Genomic DNA, 23,077 nt, shown 5'->3' on the forward strand with positions numbered 1-23,077 from the left:
CGTCTCACTCAAAAACCAAAACCTCACACCCCTTGGCCTCAACCATCTCACTGAACTCCGGCAACCGCGCCACAAACTCTGTCTCAAACGCCAGGTACCGATCCTGCGCCGGCACGTAACGAACATCCGGTTTAATACGCGGGATGTCCTTGGTCGACAGCTTCACCACCTCATTGCTGCGTTGATTCCAAAACCACGCCAGCGTCTGCGACCCAAACGTATTGGCGCGATAACTCCATACCCACCAATCCCCATGCCCCCGGGACACATGAAGCTGCCCATGAAACGTGCGTAAGGTAATGACCTGCTTGGGCTGCGTGACGAGCAGGCGCGTGTCCTGGCGCAGTTCACTGCCGAAACCATCCAATGTCGCCTTTGTCGCAGTGCCAATCATGAAGTTGAAGCGCCACGCCAACAGCACCGTCTCCTGATAACCCGAGTGCTCGACGTTCTGCCGCGCGCCTTCGCTGAACAACAGGATCTCGTCACCCCCCAGGTACGCGGTTGAGGCCCGCAGCTTATAAGCCTCAGCGGGCATCGGTTTGGCGACGATGGCCTGGTGCGGCGGGTCTTGATTCCAGACCCAGCACTTCGGGCCGTTGTGCTGCATGAACAGTAAACGGCGAGGGCCGATGGGCAGGACCGTCAGTTCATCCGCGTACTCGAAAATCACCTCGCTGCTGTCCGCCGTGATCCGCCAGATCCGCGTCAAATGCTCGGGTTCGTAAATACGCTGGCGTTCGAATATCTCCGAGCCCACCACCACGCAGGGCTGTTCAACCTCCGGCCACTGCACCCCGGCAGGTCCGAACGTCGCGATCTCATCGCCTTGCCGAATCTCGTACTGGTAACGGTCATCCGCACTGTAATCGCCGCGTACGACCCGACGTTTCCACAGGCTGCGCTGGGCATCGGCATCGATGAGCTGCAAGTCCGCGCCGTCCACGCCATCGGTCCGGTGTTCGAGCATGTCCTGTTCGGTGGGCGGCCACTGGTTGTAATCGATCAGGAAGCACAACCACTGGTCTTCGTCCTGCTCGGTGATGGCGGCCCAACCGTTGCGGTAGTTGTATTCATGCACATAGGTGGTGCCGGGATAGTCATGCACGTCCTGCAACCAGTTCAACTTGCTGCGTTTGGCCTTGGGTTTTTTGCGCTCGACTGCGACAGGTTTCGGCGGCTCGATCAACGTCGGCGTGTAGCCTGGCTCTGCGTTTTGTTCCCGCCAGTGTTGTGCAAACGCCTCGCGCTGATCGACCGGGACAATCACCGGCCGATAATCATCGCCACCGGCATCCAGGTTCCACAAGTCGTAACCCTGAGCCGCCAACACCGGCGCCAGCGCCTCGAAGCAGACCTCGGGCATCTCGTTGGACAGCTCATCCAACAACGCCTCGAATTCCGGGCCGGAAAACACACCGATGTCGGGATAGTAATGCTGCAACAGCCCGAGCAAGTCGCTGCCCGGTGTTTTCCAATCGATATGAACCAACGGATCAAATGGCGATTGCATCGCGGCTGTCTTCCTTGTGGTTTCTCTGCGCGCCATCTTAGCCGCACGCCGCCGAACTTAAGCAAACCAATTACCCCGTGGAGAGCTCTGTGCAGTGCATTGATTGTTCCCACACTCTGCGTCACCTCGCAGAAGCGGAACGCGGAGCGTCCCTGGCGGCGTTCCCACGCGGAGCGTGAGGAACGATCTTCCACCGCCGCCGCACCCTGATCGTTCCCACGCTCTGCGTGGGCATGCATCCCGTGACGCTCTGCGTCACCTCGCAGAAGCGGAACGCGGAGCGTCCCTGGCGGCGTTCCCACGCGGAGCGTGAGGAACGATCTTCCACCGCCGCCGCACCCTGATCGTTCCCACGCTCTGCGTGGGCATGCATCCCGTGACGCTCTGCGTCACCTCGCAGAAGCGGAACGCGGAGCATCCCTGGCGGCGTTCCCACGCGGAGCGTGAGGAACGATCTTCCACCGCCGCCGCACCCTGATCGTTCCCACGCTCTGCGTGGGCATGCATCCCGTGACGCTCTGCGTCACCTCGCAGAAGCGGAACGCGGAGCATCCCTGGCGGCGTTCCCACGCGGGAGCGTGGGAAACTCAAAGCTCCGGAAACTCAGACAAATAACAAACCGGCGAACTCCCCTCCGCCCGTTTCTCCACCTCATCCTCCAACCACTGCGCCAACACCACCGCATTGTTCTCAACCGTCGACTTGGCCGCATACACCAACGTCAGCGTCCCATCCCGCGCAATATCCACCAGCTTCCACCAATGCTCTGGCCGCGCCGCCAGCTCACGCCGATACGCCACGCTGAACTCGGCAAACGAAACCGCCCCCGCCTTGAACGCCTTGCGCAACTCATGGGAAGGCCCGACCTCCGGCAGCCACTGCGCAATCGCCAACGCATCCTTGCGGCAATTGCGCGGCCACAAGCGGTCCACCAGAACCCGTACGCCATCCGCGGCGCTGGCTGTTTCATAGGCGCGTTTGCACTGGATCATCAAAGCCTGCCTGTCGAAGTAGGATCGCCTCAGCATAGCGGCCATGGACATATCGGCGCCTTCAAGTCTTCGCCGCACCTGCCGCTATTGGTGTAACGATTTTTACCGATCCATCGATTTTGCGTTGCGATACCGTTGCTTTCCGGCAATTAATTGGCAAACGCACGATAAGAGAACGTAGCGAATGGACGACGGACGATACGAAAGGCGGGCGGCTCTGGAGGCAAGCGCGGCGGTGTCGTCCGAGCCGACGCATATTCTGCTGATCGACGACGTCCCGGAGGATATCCGTGCGACGCTCATCTTGCTCAAGGCCCAACCCTGGCGCATTTCCCTGGCCAGCGATGCTCACCAGGGTTATCAGCGGGCACTGGCCTTGCGTCCGGATTTGATCGTGCTGGACGTGCACATGCCGCACATGAACGGTTTCAGCCTGTGCCGGCTGTTGCGCGAGGCGCCGTCGACCCGGCACACGCCCATCCTGTTCCTGTCGTCGGCCAACAGCTCCATCGAACGCCTGGAAGGGCTCACCGTGGGCGGGGTGGATTACATCCCCAAGTCCTGCGCACCCGAGGAAGTGCTGGCGCGTATCAAGATCCACCTGCAATTGACCTGGCGCGCGCCGCCCACCCACCAACAGAACCCGGCGGATCCGGAGCCGGAAGGCGATGAGATCGTCCTGCGCGCCGCGATGCGGTTGATCGAAGACCACCTCGATGACATGCCGTCCCTGGTCCAACTGGCGCAAAAAGTCGGCACTCACGAGAAACGTCTCTCGCGAATCTTTCGCGAGCACCTGGGGCTGACCGTGTTCGCCTACATTCGCGACGCACGACTGCGGCGCGGCCAGGATCTGCTTTCCGAAAGCGCCATGAGCGTGCAAGACGTTGCCGAACTGGTGGGCTTTCGCAACGCCTGCAACTTCACCACGGCCTTCCGCCAGCGAATCGGCATGACGCCCAGCCAGTTTCGCCAGCAAGCCCTGGGTATCACCGAAACCGAGTTGGCCGGGCGCGCCTGATGCGGCTCCTACAGGTTTTATTGCTGACGATAGCGTTGTTATCCACAGGCTTGCTGCGCGCCGCGCCTGTGGATATCTGCCGGGCTGACCACCTGGACCTGATGCCCGCGATACAGATTTTCGAGGACACCCAGGCCAGCCTGAGCCAGGAAGAAGTCACTCAACTACCCAACACGTATTTCAACCACGCAACCCCAGGCTGGCCGACCCAAGGCTACAGCCGCTCCGCCTTCTGGTTGAAAGTGCAGCTCAGCAACTCAAGTACTGCGGCGTGTTCGCGCCTGCTGGTGGTCGGCGCGCCGCGCCTGGAAGACATCCGCGTCTATCAACCGGGTCAGGATGCCCATGCCGGCGGCGCCTATCCCTTGGCCGAATGGCCGCAGCCGGCGACACGTCAGCCGGCGTTCCCGGTCTCGCTGGCGGCAGGGGAGAGCGCCACGCTGTTCATCCGCGTGGCGAGCAATTTCCAGATGTTGCTGGAGCCGGAACTGTGGTCCGAACCGGCGCTGCTGCGCAGTCAGCAACAGACTTACCTGAGCGACGGACTCACCCTCGGCATTGTCCTGCTGGTGGTCCCGTTCGGTTTCATCGTCGGCTGGATCCTGCGCTCCCAACTGCTGACCGTGAACGCGGGCGCGATATTTAGCTACATCCTGCTGACCTGCATCCTCAACGGCTACCTGATCTATTGGCCCACCGCACTTGGCTGGACACGCGAGTTGCTGACCTGCGCCAGCGCGTTCTCGTTCGTACTCTTCCTGGCCTACATACGCGTCCTGTTGCAGGTTGCCCGTCTGCCCGGAATCATCGGCTGGAGCTATTGGGGGCCGCTGCTGGGCTGCATCCTCGGCCGACTCTGGTGGCTGAAGATCGATCCAGTCCAAGGCGCGCAGATCGTCCAGATATCCTTGATGAGTTTCTATGGCGTACTGCTTGCCACGCTGTTCATGGCTTGGCGCGCACGACTGAGCTACAACTGGATGGCCTGGCTGGTGCCGGCGCTGTTGCTTGGGCAATTGCTGATGCGGCTGTTCTTCCCCCAGGAGCAATTGCCCTGGCAGTCGCCGCAAAGCAAATACAGCCTATCGTCCACCCTGGCGGGCGTGGCGTTGCTGGTGTGTACGTTGATCATGGAAGTCGCCCGCAGTCGCAACCGTGAAAAAAACGCCCTGTCCACCCTCGACCAACAACGCCAAGCCGAACAGGAACGCCTGGAAAGCACCGTGGCGCTGCGCACGTCGCAGTTGCGCGAATCCCTGGCGGCGCGCAGTGCGTTGATGGCGCGGATCAGCCACGACCTGCGCTCGCCGCTGGTACGCATCATCGACTACGCGCGGCTGTTGCACGCCGGCCCCAACCGCGACTATCAAGCCACCATCGAGCGCAACGCCCGCCAGCAACTGGAGCTGATCGACGAGATGCTCGAGTTCTCCCATGGCGAGCTGGAGCAGATGCAACTGACCCTCGCGCCGGGTTATCTGTACGGCTTCCTCACTGAGATCGCAGACGAAGCGGGCTTTCTCGCCGCACGCCAGGGCAACACCTTTGAGGCGGTGCTGGCGGATGACCTGCCGCCACTGGTAGAGGCCGATTTCAAACGCCTCCGGCAGATCCTCATGAACCTCCTGGCGAACGCGGCGAAATTCACTCGCAACGGCCAGATCCGTTTCGAAGTGAGCGCTTCTTCAGGTGCGAGCACCAATACCGTGGAACTGCGCTTCAGCGTGATCGACACCGGCATCGGCATCGATCCGCAGGAATTCGAACAACTCCTGCAACCGTTCCGCCGCGGCCGCAATGCCCAGCGCTTCGAAGGCAGCGGGCTGGGCCTGTCCATCGTCACGCAACTGCTGGAGCGCATGGACAGCCGCCTCGAACCCCAAACCACGGGGCAGGGCAGCCACTTCAGTTTTCGCCTGCAACTGAACTGCGCTCAAGAACACGACCTGGAAAACGGCATCGTCGACAACAACGCCACGCCATTTGACGGCCAGGGCAAACACGTCCTGCTGGTGGACGACATCGAACAGAACAGCGAATGGCTCTACGACCTGCTGGCCGGTTACGGCTTCGACGTGAGCATGGCGGCGAACGGCGAAGACGCCTTGGCCTGCCTGGCTGAACAATCGATTGACCTGCTGATCAGCGACCAGATGATGCCCGGCATGGACGGCTGGGAACTGCTGCGCCAAGTGCGCGACGGTCCGCGCGATCTACCCGTGATGCTTTATTCCGCAGTGCCGCCACGCAGGCCGGAGAACTATCCACAGGACCTGGCCTTCGACGCGGTACTGCTCAAGCCCGCCGACAGCCGCGAATTGCTGGCGTGCGTCAAGACTCTGACCTGCGCGGACACGGCGGGTCCGGCGATGGCTCGGGAGCAATAGCGTGCAGGGTTGGGGTTACCGACTGCTTTTGCTCGGCAGCCTTTCGATGGTGCCCTGGGCGAAGGTCCAGGCTGAACAAGCGGCGCCCAGCGTCCTCACGCTCGACGAAACCACCGTCACCGCCCGCCGCCGCGAGGAAGATCCGCAAAACGTGCCGATCCCGATCAACGTCCTCTACGGCGATCAATTGGACGAAGCCGGCCTGCACCGGCTGCAAGACATTCAACAACGCGTGCCGGGCTTGATAGTGTCCGGCCACGATGCCCGCTACGCCGGCTTCGGCCTGCGCGGCTTCGGCGCCACCGCCTACAACGAAGGCCTGGAAGGCAGCGTCGGCACCTATGTCGATGGCGTTTACCAGGCGCGCCAGGGCATGGCCTTCACCGAGTTGATGGACATCGAGCGCATCGAAGTTTTGCGCGGGCCGCAAGGCACCTTGTTCGGCAAAAACACCACCGCCGGCGCGCTGAACATCATCACCAAACAACCGACGTTCCAGCCCGAAGCCAACCTCGAAGCCAGCTACGGCGAGCGCGGTTTGCATGAGTATCGCGGGACGATTTCCGGGCCACTGCAAGACGACGTGCTGGCCGGGCGACTCAACGTTTTCGACAGCGCCTCCGATGGCGCCGTGGAAAACCTGCAAGACGGCAGCCGCCTCGGCGACGCCGACAGCCAAGGCCTGCGCGGCCAATTGCTGTGGACGCCGAACCCGGACTTCAGCGCCCGCCTGATCGCCGACTATGCCGAGCAAAACGAAGCCGGCAACGTCCTGCTGGTCAATCATTACGGCGAGCAAACCCGCAAGCGCGCCAAGTTCCTCGGCTATCCGCTGGCCGAGCCCGACCCCTACCAACGCGAAACGCGGATCGACGCGCCGGGTCATCCGCAAACCTTGCAGAACGGCGTCTCACTGGAATTGAACTGGGACCTCGACGAGGCAATGCGCTTCACCAGCATCACCGCCTACCGCGACTGGGACTACCGCGCCACCCGCGACAGCGACAGCACCGCGCTGTCGGTGATCCAGTCCGAAACCGAGCTGGGCCACCGGCAGTTCAGCCAGGAATGGCGCCTGTCCGGCACGGCCGGCTCGTCCGTCGACTATGTCGCCGGCCTTTACTACCTGCGCCAGCAGCTCGACCGGCAGATCGACGCCGAGTTCGGCAAGGACGCCGCGCCCTGGTTCGTCGGCGATCAACTGGAGCAACTGAAGAAACTGCGCATCACCATCACCGATCCGAGCCAGGTGCCGGCCATGCTGCTGGACGGCGCCCGGCAACGTTACGACGGCGAGCAGAAGGGCGACAGCCGAGCGATTTTCGGCCAGCTCTCCTGGCGCCCGATTGACCCGCTGGAACTCACCGGCGGCCTGCGCTACAGCCAGGAGCGCAAGGACGGCTGGATCTCCCGCGACGTCAGCAACCTCGCCCCGCTGACTGGCTTGCCCCCGGTGTTCCAGGCCGGTGGGCAATTGCTGCGCGACATTGCCCTCGGTGGTGCTTATTACCGCGAGGACTCGATTGAAGAACACAACGTCTCCAGCCTCCTCAGCGCCAGCTACCGTTTCAGCGAGGCGGTGATGGGCTACGTCAGCTGGTCGCGGGGCTACAAGGCCGGCGGCATCAACTTCGACGTGGTCGGCCCGTTCACCGCGCCGACCTTCGAACCCGAGCGGGCCACATCACTGGAACTGGGCATGAAAACGCGGTTCTGGGATGAGCGCGCCTTGCTCGACCTCGCCGTCTACCAGACCGACGTCGACAACTACCAAGCGCTCACCTACAGCCCACCGACGTCGCTGTTCGCACCACCCCTGCGGGACAACCTGATCAACGTCGGCAAAGTCCGCCTGCGCGGCATCGAACTCGATTCCGCCTGGCAACTCACCCCCCGACTCACCGGCCGCCTGGGCGTGGCCTGGAGCGATGCGCGCTACCGCAGCTTCCCCAACGCCCCGTGCCCACCGGCCTCGGGCCAATGGACCTGCGACCTCAGCGGCGAGCGCCTCTACAACGCACCGGAATGGACCCTCAGCAGCGGCCTCGACCACACCCACCCGCTGCCCTACGGATTGGAAGCCTTCAGCGGCATCGACTACAGCTTCCGCACCGGCTACTCCGGCACCCTCGAAGGTGGTGAAGGCAGCTATCAACCCAGCTACGGCCTCACCAACCTGCGCCTGGGCCTGCGCAGCCAGGACCGTGCCTGGGAAGTCGAAGGCTGGGTGCGCAACCTCTTCGACCGCAACTACATCACCGCCGTCTATTCACTGCTCGGCACCGGCGACTACGGCGTCATCACCGGCAGCGAACGCACCCTCGGCACCACCGTCAGGCTTCGCTATTGACCGAAATAAACCGCGTCGGACAAAACGCCAAACGATTACCGCCAGCCTTCTTCGACAGATACATCGCCTGATCCGCCTTACTGATCAGCCCATCGATCTCATGCCCATGCTCAGGGTAAAACGCCACCCCGATACTCGCCGCGATCTCCACCGTTTGCGCGCCAATCAAAATCGGCGCATTCGCCGCCGCCAGCATCCGCTTGAGCAACGGCTCGCAGTCCTCCACCGCCTGCAACTCCACCAGCCCCGCGACAAACTCATCACCCCCAGCCGCGCCAACGTATCGCCCTCACGCAACGTCGCATTGATCCGCGCCGCGACAATCTGCAACACCCGGTCCCCCCAGTCATGCCCGTAGCTGTCGTTCAGCGCCTTGAACCCATCCAGATCAATAAACGCAATCGCCACCTTCTGCTGATAAATACGCGCCTTGCCCAACGCCTGACGCATCCGCTCGGCCAACAACAACCGATTGGGCAACTGCGTGAGCGCGTCATACCGGGCATCGCGCTCCAGCAACTGCAGACGCTGCTTCATCTGCGTCATGTCGCTGAACAGCGCCACATAGTGCTGAACATTGCCGTGACGGTCATGCACCGCACTGATGCTGATCCGCGAGGTCATCTCCCGGCCGTCCTTGTGGTTGCTTTGGATTTCACCGGACCAATGCCCGTGGAAATCCAACGCGTTTTTCATGGGGGCGTAAAAGGCGGTGAGGCGACGGACCATGCGATGGGAGTTCAGCTCGCGGCCCTTGATCTCTTCCTGCCCGTAACCGGTGAGGCGGGTGAAGGCCTCGTTCACGGCGATGACCCGGCCGAAGGGGTCGACCAGGATGATGCCTTCGCGGGCGTGGCTGAACACAGTGGCGGCCAGCTCTGGGCACACGGTGTTGAGGCGTCGGTCGAGCGTGGATTCGTCACGGGCGGCTGGCCATATGTTGGAATCGAAGCCTTGCTGGGCCAGGTAGGCGGCCAGGGATGACAGCGCTCGGTGCAGCCGGGTCAGGGCATGCGTGGCGAGCCTGGAGTTGAGGCAATAGCTCCGGATGAAGGTGCGTAGGGTCATGGGGGGTACACGGTGCTCGGTTGCAACGCTGGGGTGTGTGAAGCGGGGATTATCGACGCGGGGGATTGGAGGGGCGTTTGCTGGAGCGGATGGGAGCTTTGCGGGAAGGGATGGAGTGGAAAGATTTTCGGGACGTGACTGCGCACCATAGCGACTTACAGTGCGCAGGTTTTATCAAGGCCTTGCGTCAAGCGGGAGTCAGCGAAGTCGTAGGGTTTTCACCACGGCTTCGCCTTGTGAGCCACCAGGCCAACAGAGATCGACAGATGCCGAGGCTCCACCCGCTACGTGGAATATTGCAAAGTTCTTATCTTCCGAGTGACTGAAAAGGTGCTCGAAATAGATGGAATCATGACCGTTGATCTTTCCAGAATTTGCGATCCCGGTTCCGGCGAACTGCCCGGCGGGCATTCGGGAAATAGCGCTGGAGGTCACCTGATAAATACTGGCTTTACGATATTTATCATGGCTCAGTCGAAACGCAGCGGCACAGTGAACGTCGCCACTGATGAACACCAATGTCTTGCCGCTTTTGTCCAGCGCTGGAAAGATGGAATCCAGCAGAATGTTTCGCTCTGCATGGTTGCTGCTATGGTCCCACTCATCCATGCAATCATCTTTGGCGGAGTCAAGCCAGGATCCAGCCGTCAAGAGCACCGATTTCCAGTGAACGAATGGCACCGGGCTAACCACAAATAACAAGGGAGAGGATGAGTTCGCGCTACTTTTCAACCATTCTTGGAATCGTTCGATTTGTTTTGTACCGAGAAGAAAGTTCTTCTTTTCCGGGGTTTCGACGTCGTGATGTCCACGCATGTCAAGCATATAAAATGGAATGCCGCCTTTTTCAAAACCGTAATCCCAGATACAGGTCTCTGGTTTTTTCAAAGAGCCTTTGGAAACGCCAGTCTCGGGATTGTGGCTGTGCGCATATTCAAAGTAAGCCGTCCGCGCAGCCGTCCACATTGAATTAACCAATTTTCTATCTATTACCTTGTCATCGCGTTCGAAATACCTGGAAATTATTGCGATTCGCTCTTCGTCGGTACGAGAACCCCAGCCATCCATGATTTCATGATCATCCCAGATCATGTATTGCGGGTATTTGGAGAACGCTTCCTGGAGGTGTGGAAATTTCCAATACACTCGATAGTACCAGCGATACAGATTGAGCAGGTACGCGTCGAGCTTTTTAAGGTCAAGCTTACCTTTTGTAGAACACTCTGCGATCAAGTCGTCCTTGTTGTCTTTCAACCACTCCCAGATGTCAGGAAAGTGCTTGCTTTCCTGGCAATCAACATACACCTGATCGCCACCCCCTATAGCGAATCTGGCGTTTGAAACATCCATTTTTTCCAGAAAAAGAGGCCAGGCGCCATAACTTCCATTTGCGTTGAACGGATCATGGCAACTATAGAATCCAAAGCTGAAATCAAGCATCTCGTCTGCCATGGTCCGGAAGGCGAGTGACTTATGACAACCGATTTCGGTCCTGCGGAATGTGTCCGTACCGTCCGTCTCGTCGGTCATTAAATAGTAGAAATAAGTCGTGTCTTGCTCCAGGCCCTGAAGGTCGAAGGTATGGGTCAGATCATCTTCCCAGCTGAATGCGTATGAGTCATAAGCACAGTTATACGGTTTCAAAAACTCGGCCAGCGGTTTGCCATCCAGCTTTACCAAATCGCCTTCGATTGCATTTTTTGACCAAACCAGGCTCCAGTTTCCTGGTGTATAGACGCGAATCCAAATGCGTGCAGACTGGGTGGTGACGTGTCCGATAATACTTGCACTTTGTAGTTTGGAAACGTCGTACTCGTTATTTCTAGGGTCGACCAAAGCCATGGGGAATTCCTTTGTCCGAGCATAGTTATCTCAGAACAGGAGATGAGTCCGGTTCGGATGCTTACGTCCCTCCGGCAGGATCTACAGCGAAGGATTCAAATCCAATCAGGATGGAGGCATTGTGAATATAGCCGTACCGCTTCGCTTGTCGAATCGACTCGCCTGTTTTTGGCGATAATTGAAAGTGTTGACGGCGTGCTGTTAAGTAAATGAAACACTTGGCAGGATAACAAACCGTTGAATCCTGCTTATCGACAGGCCGACAGCAACGAACGGGCCGTGGCCTCAATAAAAACTCAAGTTGCCCGGTCGCTCGCCGATAGGTTGCGCAGCAATCCCATTCGAAGGACCGGAGCATGTTTTACCCACGCGAAGCTGAAAAAGACCACCTGTATAACCGAATCGTCCTGCTTACCGTTGCTTGCTGTGTACTGCTATTTCTAGCCTCCCTGGCAAAACACTCAGGGTCCATTTATGGGGCCATTCGGTGGAGCGCTGTCGAGGTAAACGGCACCGTGACGCAACTGGAAAGCATCCCGATGAATGAAAACGGCATCATCATTCGTTACCAATATGCCGACGGTGATCAGCAAGTCCATGAAGACGAATACGTGGACCAACGCTATAACGAACATGATCAGTACGAGGTAGGGGGGGACGTTCCCCTGCTGTATTCACGTTGGTTTCCCCGAATCAGCAGCATCGCCACCGAGCTACACACTTATCGCGCCAGCTTCTTCGTCATGGCTGGCGGGGTATTGCTGACATTGGTGTTCTTCGGAATTTCCTTCATGACGTTCGGTCGCATTTACCGCATGAAAGAAGAAGACCGCTTCTATTGAGCGGTCTGGCAACAACCGCTCAGGCAAACCGGAGTGCTGCGCGCCTCCTCATGGATAAGGAGTTATGGATGACCGCTGTCTCGACACTCAAGCAGTACTCGCTAAAAAGCTGGGCCGCGATCGTGGCGATTGTTGGCTTGTTGGCCGGGTTCCCCAGCATTTCATCCTGGTTGGCCGAAATGAGGGCCGACTACTACAAAAGCCACTTCATTGGTCGTTGGACCGAAGCGTTCAGCTATCCCAACGGCGACGGCATGAAGTTCGAGTTCAAGGGCACCATCGAATACTTCGCCAACAATCATTACAACGTCAGCGGCGTCGTCGCGCTGGTTGGGACAGAGCCTTCGAAGCCGTTCAGGCTCGAATACAGCGCCAATGGCGCCGGCACCTGGAGCGCAGACAGCGAAAACCTGTCGTTCACGCTGCAGCAGATGAAGACGTTACCCAAGACCTACTCGGTTGACGGCCAAGATATTTCGCCTTTGACAGTGGCGCAATTTATAGGCCCCAGCATGCCCAACCTCAGTGATATCTACCCCGAAGGGGGATCGGGGCAGGCGCGCATCAAGGAGGTGGATAAGAACAGGATGGTCCTGGAGCAAATGGATCTTGAGGGCAGGCCCTTTATCGTGACTGCGGATCGTCAGGTAGCAGGGCCGTCTGGTAAGCCTTGATTTGAAGCCCGGGTATCCGGCTGAAATGGGTAACGTAAGCCGGGTCTGTCAGGCAACGAGCGACCTCCGCTCGTAAGCTACGTCGCCTTGCGCCTTTGCCTACAACTACGCCAGAATCCGCCGGCTTGTTCGCCTGGGGTTGCGTCGGTAGTTTGGGACCTGTCACTGCTCATCAGTGATCGGGTTTAGCAGCTCGTGGTGAAACAGGTTGTGCAAGGCGTCATCCAGTCAGGAATCTCCATCCTGCACTTGATGGTGGCTGTGCGCAGGGCGTCCCCGGACGCGCCGGTTTCTTGTTTCCCCGGTCTGCTAACCTGCGTACAGCTGCCTCCCATCGTTTAGCAGCGAGCGGGTGATGGCTCCAACTACAGGAAGCAAGACGATGGCAAAAGATACTCCGAATCCCCCCGATACGAACGAACACGTCTCCCGCGCCCAGTCCGCCCGCAACAAGAAAATCGATGACGCTGCCACGCGAGCGTTGGATTACTACCTGAAACCCAAGCCTAAGAGCGAAACGTCTGACAAGACTGACTCCATTCTTCGGATTGATCCGAGTGTGGATTCTGAGTGTTTGCTTGCGAATCTCAGTGAGAACCTGGCTTCGGCGAATGCCATGATCAGTGATTTAGCGTTTGATCTGGATGGGTCGAGGCGGCGTGTTGCGATGGGGATTTTGCAGGTGGTTGAGGTGAGTGAGCTGTTGGCGAATCGGGCTTTGGATATTGTTGAGGTGAGGTAGCGCGGCAGGGCTAAGCTCTGACACTGGATTGAAAAAAGGTCTTGCTTGGCAAGACCTTTTTTTGTGTCCGAGGGAGACCCTAGAATTCTATATTTTTGGGAGTGTCAGTTTTTTTGTGTGCGGGCCGGTGACGGCCTGCCGTTAGGCAGACCTTCATTTACCACGTCGGCCTGATGAACCGGTCCCCGTACAGGATCGCGAATTGATTCATGGCGCTTTTCCAGTCATGGGCTGCACTGCCCCAGTTTGCGGTGATGTTGCGCAAGCCCAGCCAGATTAATTTGGTGGCAGCGTCATCAGTTGGGAAGTGGCCTCTTGTCTTGATGATCTTTCGCAACTGAGCGTTGATGCTCTCGATCGCGTTGGTCGTATAGATCACTTTCCGAATGGCGGGTGGGAAGACAAAAAACGGGATAACTCGATCCCAGGCGCGTCGCCAAGCAGCGACGACGGTCGGGTACTGTTTGCCCCAAGGCCCATTTTCGAACGAGTCCAAAGCCGCTTCGGCGGCCTCGGCGTTGATCGCTTGATAGATCGGTTTGAGAGCCTTGGCCAGTTCCCGACGTTTGTCCCAGGCTGCATAGTCGAGGCTGTTGCGGATCAGATGCACGATGCAGGTTTGCAACGTCGTCTCAGGAAACACCGCGCTCAGGGCTTCTGGCATGCCTTTGAGGCCATCGGTCACGGCAATCAACACGTCTTCGACGCCGCGTGTCTTGAGGTCATTGAAGACCTTCATCCAGAACTTGGCGCCTTCCGTTGTCTCGATCCAGATGCCCAAGATATCGCGGGTTCCGTCCGGTAGTACGCCCAAGGCCAAGTAGATGGCCTTATTGCGGACCAGACCTTCTTCCCTGATTTTGACCCGCAGCGCGTCGAAGAAGATGACCGGGTACATCGGCTCAAGCGGTCGTTGCTGCCAAGCGCCGATCTCTTCCATCACCGCGTCGGTGACTGAGCTGATGAAGTCGTGCGAAACATCTGTGCCGTACTGTTCCAGGAGAAACGCTCTGATCTCGCGAACCGTCATGCCCCGGGCGTACATGGCGATGATCTTGTCGTCGAAACCGGTGTAACGGCGCTCGTGTTTGGGGATCAAAATGGGCGAAAAACTGCCATCCCGGTCGCGTGGGATATCCAGCCGCAGCGGGCCATCTCCGGTCAAAACGGTTTTTCCACTCTTGCCATTGCGCTGATTAGTTTCATCCTCCGGGCGCTGCGCGCCCGGGGGATAGCCCAAGTGATGGCCGAGTTCAGCGGTCAAGGCTCGTTCAATCAGGGCCTTCTTGAACGCCGAGGCGTCCTCGATGGCTTCCGCTGTCATCAGCCCCTCACCAAACTGCTCAAGCAGCTCTTTGGGGATTTTGGGCAGGTCACGCAGGGGGTTCTTTTTGGTTGGCATACATGCACCTCTTACTCATGTTATGCCCGAACACAAAATTTCTGACAGTCCCATATTTTTCGTGACCTGTAGTCGAATTATATTCATGAGGGATACACATGGGGATACATAGCCTGCTCTTCTGCGACACCTGTACGATTCGAAGCCTCCTCCATTACTTCGCTGCACTCATGTTGCGAGACCACTGTATGGGGAAACACACCGTCTGAGACTCGAGGCCCTTCATGAGCGGAAATCGACCTCCAATACGAGGCCTCGATTTTGCCGAAGACGGAAAAACTCAGGTTAAAGGAAGCTTCCATGGAGGAACATCAATGGTAGGGAGATCTTGGTGATCGTCCAATGTCAAGCTGACGTCAATCCAGTCGTAAAACGCAGGTGTGGCAAGCATACCCATTGAACCTTTTGGAGCACTTGGCTGCATATCACCATTGTTTCGATATGCGTCCGCACGGGACGAAAGAGCACGCGAATCAGAAAATTTACGCCAAATTTCATCAAGAGTCTCTTCGTTAAGACGCTCTTTGGTCATGCTTATAAGCTTCCAAAAGTCCTCTTCGTTCTGAGGGCGTTTTTTTGACTTGCCGGCCGATGCTTTTATCGATTTACCCGGCGAAGCCGGTAGTTTTTTTATCAAATTACTTTGTGTGACTTCCCAATTGATAGTCTCAATGATTGGTGCGTAGGCGACAAGTTGTAATGGGGACGGCATTGTTTGAGGACGAGGCCTGCCCTCCATCATATTGTGTGGATCAATATCTGCTATTACTAAAGCTTGATCCTTTGAACTTAGAGCATCATCTCTATTATTATAGTAAATGCCTTTAGACCAGCCATGATAGGGTGTTATCTTGGACAGATAGCCCAGCGCTGTTTCTTCTGTCTTCCAGCTTCCTCGACCGATGAAGCAGCTGCCACCAACGAGCGTCTTTCCATCAATACTGTTGCAGAACACAGTAGTTGTCCCGCCGGCTAAGAAACATCCCTGTCCTGCAAACCAATAGTCCGCAGACCTCGAAGTAGCGGCAGGAACAGTTAGGATAGATCGTCGACCCGTTTTTCCATCTCCGGTTATTGACAGTCGTGCAGATAATGCTTTGATGTCGTTCATGACTTCGTCTCCATCCGCTGATCTCCCAAACCTACCCCACATGGCTTTTAAATCTTCGCCCATATGTAGGTAGTTTGCTGGGCTAGAGACTAGAAACGCTTCTGAACATATTAGTTCCATAAAGTGTTTTAGGGGAGTTCAGATTCTGTAAATAAATGACTTATCACATCAGCTGTGGGTTCAAAGCCGACTACTTTTTCGAGCTCTGTTGCTAATTCATTAAGATTGAATAGTGGTTTTAAGGGTTGAGATGATGGCCGGAAAAACTCATCTAGAGCGATTGAGCGGTATTTCTTATTTCGTGCAAAGTCGAGGACGTGACCACGATCCAGTGCGTCGAAATGTTTGTGTTCGCCGAGATTCCTCTTTTGTAGTGACGCGGTATAAATATTGGAGATTTTGGGGGGTAGAGGCCAAAGAAGAGTCAGTGTGGCAGATAAATAATCTTTATCTGAGGTGTTGCATGTATTCATGTAAGTTCCGGCGAGAACGGAAACGCTCTTTTTCTGAATGTAAGATTTTATCCATTCAATAGTATCTCTCCGGACTGAATACTCAGGCAGCACCAATAGATCCACGCCAAAGTTCTGGCATGCATCTATAGCTCTGCTAATAATCCTCCTGCGGCGATGTTCTGCCCAACTTGGTAGTGATTCAAACGCTGTCCATAAGTGTGCTGTGTTATGTTTTTCAGTCGCTCTTAGCAGTCGCTCATATACGGAGTCCACATCACTTCTCAAACTTGTAGTGATCGCTTCGATGGTTTTGCTGCAAAACGGCCACTGGCTAGGGCAAGCTTCTATTAATGGATGTTGATAGGTCAAGTCAAAGTCAGCTTGCAACAGTGCGATTCTAACTAGCCCTTGTGGTTTGCACTTTTCTCCACGCCTTGTCCACTGTTCAGATTGTTGTTTGCGAAAAGCGTTCGCATCGCGACTATATTCTGCGTTTTTAGATAACTGAGAAGCGGTTCCTTCACTGGAAAAAGGTGCCCGGCTCTCTACAGAGGAGAGTGATTCTTCATCTAAGATATCTGGCTGAGTTCCTGCGACTTGTTCATCTATGGAAGATGCGTCGTTATCGCTTACGTTGGCCGCTGGCAAAGCTGCTGGTAGCCCTAATGTACCTTCGTGATGTTTTGGAATTTCCGAGTTTTGTTCTTCAGCTATAGGCTCACCTTCAGTTTGCAATAAAGACTGAAGGTTCGGCTTAGAAATTGCTATAGACGCAAACGGTTCACCCAGCGCTGATACCGATAAAAGTTTTCCACTCGCTTTATCGAAAACCTCGGTCCACACTCGAAGGAACTGATCGTTATGAGATATCTCTTCGATGTGCTTCGTCAACCTAGGAAATTGAGTAATCATCCAAGGCGTAACGTCGCGGACCCCATTCCTTGAGTCAGTAAAGCGTTTGTTTTGCGGGTTATATCCATATGATTTTTCAATTACCAAAATCGGCTCGAAGCCGAGGTGGTTATCGATCATACCAATCAGGGCCGCAACGGATTCCAATAGCTCTAAATTAAGGAGGTTTAGGCTTTCGCTGCTCAATAACTCAAAAGGCCATTCTAAGAATGTTTCATTTTCAATATCAGTGTTTTCGATTTGGGCCAGGGTTTTTGCTATTGAGCTGAGACGATCATATATGGCTAAAGGCACACTATCGGAAGAACCTATAACTATCCTATGGGCCAAATGCTGCACTAGGAGTCGGCATTGTTCGATCAGTGGGATACGTTTGTTTACTTGGGAGCTTTTTTTATTGGTGATTATGTCGTTGATTTTCTGTTCTGTTGCTCTTGGGATATTCCAGTCGTCTGGGAAATCGAAATTAACGTTACGTTCGTATGAACCATGACTTCTGAGAGAGGCGATCAAGCCATCAAATGCTGTTGCAATACCAGTACAAACTATACCTGCGCGCAAGGCTTTCCAGGCCGGGAAATCAGTAATGGGTGAGTCGTGCGTTACGGAGAATAAGCGCTTTGCAAAGCAAAGTTGGCCAGCCAAGTCTCTCCGAGTTGAGCTCGGACTAAGATCAGAAGTTGAAAGAGCTTCTCCTACAGAAAGTGGAAGACGGTTTAGAACTTTGTTTGTAAGTGAAATTAGAAATCCAGAAGCATGATCGTTTTCAAATTGGTCGCGAAGAGCTAGATACATCCCAGCGGATTCAGATTCAGCAGTCAGGACATAGAGCAGTTGATCGCATTGTTCGCTATCAGCTTTTTCTTCCGGAAAAGTCTCTAACAAACGGAGAGCTCGGACTATCGTCGCTGGCAGTGAGTTACCTTCGCTACGTCTTTTACCAATTTTTGAGTCAGCGTAGGCGCCACGAAGCTTGCGTAATTGCGACCGCAGTACGTATCTAGCAGGATTGGCTAGAGCGGCCTCGTCCAAAGAGATATCAGCGTCAACGCTACTGAATTTTGTAAAGTCATCGTGAAGTCCGAGGTAGTCTGAGATAGCTACTCCTACCCTCCAGAGATTAGCTTCATAAATCGGAACTTCAGCCGTTCTCAGGGCTCTCCCACCATCTCTAACGAAAACACTGCTCCCCAACTGATCTCTCGATACACCCTCGGCGACTAGGTAATAGAAATTCGATTCCACATCAGTGGCAATGTACGGCCAAGCAGGAACTAATTCCTTGTTCTCATGGCTCTCTGAATACGTTATGACGATTTGGGCTATTGCCCTATATATTTTTGCAGCTAGCTTAAGTGTTTCTGCTGATACATAAATATTAGCAGGTGCGACGAATTCTCTAAGTCGAATTTGCTCCTCTTTTGATAGATTGGCTTTAAGGCGAGTTAGAGATGTAGCGATAGTCTCAGGGGTCCAGGTGGGCCGTAATTCTCTTATGGATTCGCCATTCTCGGAGCCAAGAAAGGTTGGCATTTGTTCCACTTTAGAGAAGTCCAGTGCCTCAAATTCTTGAATATTTACGATGCCGTCTCTTTCAATTTTACCTAAACAGGAAAACAGACGTGATGTAATGATTCCCGGAAGGGGCGGAAGTATGACTCGGTTTAGGAGGTCTTTGGATTGCGATCCCCAGATTAGATTGCTCCTTCGACTCAAACATACAGGTAACTGATCCTTTGGAACGATACTTGCCAAAGTTTGTAATGCGATTTTTTCGGCGGAAGGACTCTCATTTCTTAGCTGATCAGGTTGGTGATCTTCCGAAGGCAGCAAAGCTGAGAAAACGTCTGCTGCAAAACCTGACATAGTCCCATTTCGTTTGTGGTTCGCTGTTTGAGCCACAAAGGGAGTCAATGGGTCTTGGTCTGAATGGTCCGCGTTCACAAGGAGGCCAACCGCTTCATGCATCCATTCGAATGGTTTCCACTCTTGCACCAGTTTATAACGCTCTGCTTCAAGCATTGATGTTGAGTGAGGATGCACGCCAATTAGTCGCATCGCCTTCCATTTTATCAATGATAAGCGAACAGTTAATTGATGTTTTGGGCCTTGGGCGACGTCTAGTACGTAGGAGTTGAATCCTTTGCTTAGTATTAATTCTGCAAGCCAGGCAATTCGTTTGCGTCTCACGGAGTTTTCTTCTGCGGACAATTCGGGAATATCGCGTGATTGCTTGTCTAAGAGATGTTCAAGTCCCTCAAGTGCAAATAGAATTGGCGATTCCCATTCGTTTTCGGCTGGATAAAGGCTCCACGGAGCATCCAGCACACACTCATTCCAGTCGTCTAAATATTGCTTAAGAAGCTCAGTAGTTTCCTTATTTCCTAGATGTTCCACTGCGATAGCGTACCAAATTAATCTGGCGGCTTTGGGCAGTTCCGATGCACGAAGATCAGGTGCTTGGAATGCTGTTTTTACAGTTTTAAGAAGGGTTGACTTAGATGCCTTGTAGAGCTCTACGTTGTGGAGTAACTGTAGAGCTGATTGACGATCGGTCGCCGGAGCAATAGACCAAAAGTCCCAGCCAGATTCTCCATCCCCTATTAATGGAGGCTCCCAAGCGGGACCGTACGCGGCTAAAGCTCTACCTTGATTTATATACGTCGAAAAGTCTTCGGCGCTCATAGCGGGTATTTCGTCTGCCTTAGCTAACAGTGTTAACTCAAGCTTGCGAGCGCATTGATCAATTGCTTCTCTCATTTCAGCTAGCGTTATCGGATCATCAGCAAGAAGTACGATATCATCAACATATCGGGCATAGCCAACGCGCTTTTTATTGGTATTGGTACGCATCATGAAGCGATGGGCTACTTCATCAACAGGAAATAATGCAATTGATCCGATCCAAGCTGATAAAACTGGGCCCTGTGGAATGCCCATAGAAGGATCCGTACTATCTTCGGTTCCAGTATCCGGTTTTAAATAATTTACACCAAAAAGATGTTCGTCAAGGCGATCTAGAATTGTACTTGCTTTCGTAGCGGCGTCAGGATTTAAGATGTCAAAATTTAATAGTTCTGCGAATTCTGGAGTATTACCTGTCACTGATGCTACAGCGCTTTGAAGAGGAGCGAGTAATCGATCACGCACGACATATCGCCTAAGCCTATCGTAGTAGCGCTTAACATCAAGCCGTATCGAGTGTACGGTCCCAATTTCTTGAGCCTGATCTGTCAAGGAAGCCATAAACTCACGCCAGCATTCAGCATAAGGTCTGTACATTCCTTGATCTGTGGCGGGTTGGCGCCCCTCAAGAACATCCATGTCAATTTGGTAAGCAAAACTAAGTGTTGGCGTTGTTAATACTGTCCTAGTTCCATCTCCTTTGATGTCGAATCCCGTGGTTATAGTTTTTCGAGTCTCCCGGTAGTAACGTACTGCAGGGATCGAATAGCTAAATCCTGAACCGGTATAGGTATTCTGGTCCCATCTTTCGGTGAGTATTTCGTTTAGTAGGTATTGCTGGATTACCAAGTCTTCGGGGCGAGGCATTATTTTAAGTCTATGTTCGTTCCCGCCGAAAGACCTAGGCACCCAAACTGCGTTATAGGCGCTTATGGGGGCGCTGGCTTGACTGCTATATAATCTGTCAGCGAGTAGCGTGTTGAAGGCAGTCGCTGCAATATCCAAGCGCTCCCATCGAGGTTCATCACACGGAAGTTCTCCTCGTCTGGATCCCATATATGCGAGAATTCGAGAGTGGTTAAGCCGAGCGCCAGCGTTATTCAAAAACTCTTCACTATGAGTTTTGTGGTTTTTTACCCGAGGCTCATCTATAAAGTCAATCCAATCATTGAGAGCCGTGGTATTAAAGCTTGTTGGCCAAATTGAGACAGAGCTTTTAAATGTTTCTATTGTCTGAGAACCAATCGCTTTCTCTATATGGTTGAGTGCTTGATTAAAAGCCCGGAATCGTCTAGCTCTTGGCGCGGACGACCATATGTCTTTGTCAAGTAACTCATCGGCAGTTGTGCCGAAAGCGTAAGCCAGAATTGCTAATGCCGGTGCATATGTCGAATCACTGAGACCTTGGCGGATTGTTTCGACGTCATAGCACTGAAGGTAATCATCGGGGTCTTTCGTACTGCCCGGATCACCTCCCATACTTGCGATATGTGAGTCCGACGGCCAAAGGAACTCACACTCAAGAGCGGCATTCATTAGTTTAAGGCAGGCGTCCGCTGCTCCTCGTAAACCTGCTTCATCCCTGTCAAAGCTTAAAGCAATAGTCAAAGTTGTATCTTTTGGCAGGCTGTCTCTCAACGATGCTAGTAAGACTATTTGCTGCTCACTGATTGAACTTCCCATAATGGCGACGGATGTAAGTCCGAGCTGCTCAAAGCGAAGGGAGTCAAAAAAACCCTCGCAAATATAAATAGTGACGTGTTTACTGCCTTTTTTTGCTTCCCCTCTAATAGCCTTGAAGGCAGTATCGGCGCGATACAATATGGAGGACTTTGGGAACTCTCTAGTCAACTGATATTTCGGTATCGTTGATCCTGAGGTTTTGTTGGCAGCCCTGCCGGCTAATCCAACTAATTGACCTTTCTCATCATTTATAGGTAGGATAATTCGATCTTCGATGAAAAAATCGCTGTATCTGTTGAATGAATCTATTCTGGAATTTAGTTGTAGGTGCGTATTGGTACTCACGCCAGGTACTACTTTGCGGATCAGAAGTGCATCTTCTAGGTCGCCAGTGTACTCTCGCCTGATAGAGCGGTCTTTTTGGCTTTCTAATGTTCGAGACAGAATGTTGCGTGGTGCATAGGTAAGTCCTGCTTTTTTTGCAAGTTCGAAGTCAATTTTGCGTTGGTCTAGCCAAGACTTTAATTTGGCGGTGACGGATTCTTTTTTGTATAAGTTGTAGCCAAACTGTAGGGCGGGAAAAGAGGCGGCGGGGATTGAATTTTTGTGGGCTGTGTTCTTGTTGATGTTTCGATTCGCAGAGATATTGCTAGAGGGACTTAACCATTCAACTGCATCTTTAAATCCAAGCCCAAGCTTTTTCTTGACGAGATCAATGGTGTCACCATGTTCGCCGCAGGAAAAGCAATGATAGTGTTGTTGACCATTATTTTTGTTTGTATCAATGAGTAGTGATGGATTTTTGTCATCGTGAAAGGGGCAAAGTGTTCGGAATTGATCGTTTCCGGTTTTTTTTAATGTCATGCCTAGGCGGGTGGCAATATCTTCAATTGAAATATCGTTTAGTAGTTTTTGGTAGTCAATCCTAGGCACTTAATTGCTCCCTATTTTGAAATTTGATAATGATAGATATTCTTATCGTTTTTAAAGTTGTTATTTTTTTTAATGCCCCGGCAAATATTTTTCCCTGTAAAAGGAGGTTTGCTGATTCGATAGTAGCGATATCTCTCCAATAAACCAATCTAGCTGATTTTTATGAGCCTAACGGCTAGGACCTCCATAAAAAGACGGACATCCCTTAGGCGGATTCAGCTAGAGGAAAACTGCGAGTCTGATAACCCGTGTAGGGGGCGGCCCCCTAGGGAGGACCCATGATTCCTGGTTTCGTCAGCTGGCCTGAAGTCGCTTACTAGGTCAGAGCGGACGATCTGGATCACGAGCGAGCCAAAAAAAGACGCGCAATGCTGTGGTGGTGGCGCGTACTCCTCCGCTGAAGGCCACCGCTTGGCATGGGGCACGGGGGCTTTCAGATAGCTGGAAATTGGGTGTTCCGTGTGT

The 23,077-nt window shown here is 54.2% G+C and carries 14 protein-coding genes; 6 read left to right on the forward strand and 8 right to left on the reverse strand.

Features of this window, described 5'->3' with window-relative positions; translation table 11 throughout:
• Positions 1-4 precede the first annotated feature (4 nt).
• Both KI235_RS05110 and KI235_RS05115 read right to left on the reverse strand, forming a co-directional pair.
• Positions 5-1,513, reverse strand: a complete 1,509-nt coding sequence (locus KI235_RS05110) for a hypothetical protein (protein WP_212795566.1) — start codon at positions 1,511-1,513, stop codon at positions 5-7.
• Between the two features lie 587 nt (positions 1,514-2,100).
• Positions 2,101-2,505 carry a DUF488 family protein gene (locus KI235_RS05115; protein ID WP_028237258.1) on the reverse strand — a complete coding sequence of 135 codons (405 nt, stop codon included), beginning with the start codon at positions 2,503-2,505 and terminating at the stop codon, positions 2,101-2,103.
• Between the two features lie 184 nt (positions 2,506-2,689).
• Here KI235_RS05115 and KI235_RS05120 point away from each other — a divergent pair, with 184 nt between their 5' ends.
• Genes KI235_RS05120 through KI235_RS05130 form a run of 3 tightly spaced genes read left to right on the forward strand, consistent with a single transcriptional unit; the run spans position 2,690 to position 8,263 of the window.
• On the forward strand, positions 2,690-3,526 hold the full coding sequence (locus KI235_RS05120; RefSeq protein WP_180988348.1) for a helix-turn-helix domain-containing protein: 837 nt from the start codon (positions 2,690-2,692) through the stop codon (positions 3,524-3,526).
• Complete coding sequence (locus KI235_RS05125; protein ID WP_212795567.1) at positions 3,526-5,913, forward strand: 7TM-DISM domain-containing protein; 2,388 nt, start codon at positions 3,526-3,528, stop codon at positions 5,911-5,913. The genes KI235_RS05120 and KI235_RS05125 overlap by 1 nt, the downstream gene beginning before the upstream one ends.
• 1 nt (position 5,914) lies before the next feature.
• Positions 5,915-8,263: a TonB-dependent receptor gene (locus tag KI235_RS05130; protein WP_212795568.1), complete on the forward strand. Its 2,349-nt coding sequence runs from the start codon at positions 5,915-5,917 to the stop codon at positions 8,261-8,263.
• Here the strand turns inward: KI235_RS05130 and KI235_RS30335 are convergent.
• The 3 genes from KI235_RS30335 to KI235_RS05140 form a co-directional block, all read right to left on the reverse strand.
• The gene (locus KI235_RS30335; RefSeq protein WP_348532467.1) at positions 8,247-8,504 is read right to left on the reverse strand and encodes a diguanylate cyclase; all 258 of its coding nucleotides are present in this window, start codon (positions 8,502-8,504) and stop codon (positions 8,247-8,249) included. The two genes, KI235_RS05130 and KI235_RS30335, sit on opposite strands and share 17 nt — an antisense overlap.
• The gene (locus tag KI235_RS05135; protein WP_244864287.1) at positions 8,429-9,331 is read right to left on the reverse strand and encodes a GGDEF domain-containing protein; all 903 of its coding nucleotides are present in this window, start codon (positions 9,329-9,331) and stop codon (positions 8,429-8,431) included. Before KI235_RS05135 ends, KI235_RS30335 begins: the two co-directional genes overlap by 76 nt.
• Positions 9,332-9,529: 198 nt before the next feature.
• Positions 9,530-11,173, reverse strand: a complete 1,644-nt coding sequence (locus KI235_RS05140; RefSeq protein ID WP_212795569.1) for an alkaline phosphatase D family protein — start codon at positions 11,171-11,173, stop codon at positions 9,530-9,532.
• A 356-nt stretch (positions 11,174-11,529) separates the two neighbouring features.
• Here KI235_RS05140 and KI235_RS05145 point away from each other — a divergent pair, with 356 nt between their 5' ends.
• From KI235_RS05145 to KI235_RS05155, 3 genes are all read left to right on the forward strand, one after another.
• Complete coding sequence (locus tag KI235_RS05145) at positions 11,530-12,015, forward strand: DUF3592 domain-containing protein (protein ID WP_212795570.1); 486 nt, start codon at positions 11,530-11,532, stop codon at positions 12,013-12,015.
• A 68-nt stretch (positions 12,016-12,083) separates the two neighbouring features.
• Positions 12,084-12,689, forward strand: coding sequence for a hypothetical protein (locus tag KI235_RS05150; RefSeq protein WP_013692307.1), 606 nt, complete (start codon positions 12,084-12,086; stop codon positions 12,687-12,689).
• Positions 12,690-13,071: 382 nt separating this feature from the next.
• Positions 13,072-13,431 (forward strand): DUF6124 family protein, encoded by a 360-nt coding sequence (locus KI235_RS05155; RefSeq protein WP_212795571.1) that lies wholly within the window; start codon positions 13,072-13,074, stop codon positions 13,429-13,431.
• Positions 13,432-13,588: 157 nt separating this feature from the next.
• On the opposite strand, the gene KI235_RS05160 is transcribed toward KI235_RS05155, so the two are convergent.
• The 3 genes from KI235_RS05160 to KI235_RS05170 form a co-directional block, all read right to left on the reverse strand.
• Positions 13,589-14,833 (reverse strand): IS256 family transposase, encoded by a 1,245-nt coding sequence (locus KI235_RS05160; RefSeq protein WP_212795572.1) that lies wholly within the window; start codon positions 14,831-14,833, stop codon positions 13,589-13,591.
• 280 nt (positions 14,834-15,113) lie between these two features.
• Entirely contained in the window at positions 15,114-15,944 is an 831-nt protein-coding gene (locus tag KI235_RS05165; RefSeq protein ID WP_212795573.1) for a hypothetical protein, read from the reverse strand.
• A 128-nt stretch (positions 15,945-16,072) separates the two neighbouring features.
• Complete coding sequence (locus tag KI235_RS05170) at positions 16,073-22,612, reverse strand: CHC2 zinc finger domain-containing protein (RefSeq protein ID WP_212795574.1); 6,540 nt, start codon at positions 22,610-22,612, stop codon at positions 16,073-16,075.
• Between the last annotated feature and the right edge of the window lie 465 nt (positions 22,613-23,077).

Source organism: Pseudomonas sp. St386 (genome assembly GCF_018325865.1).
In the GTDB taxonomy this organism is placed as follows: Bacteria; Pseudomonadota; Gammaproteobacteria; order Pseudomonadales; family Pseudomonadaceae; genus Aquipseudomonas; species Aquipseudomonas brassicacearum.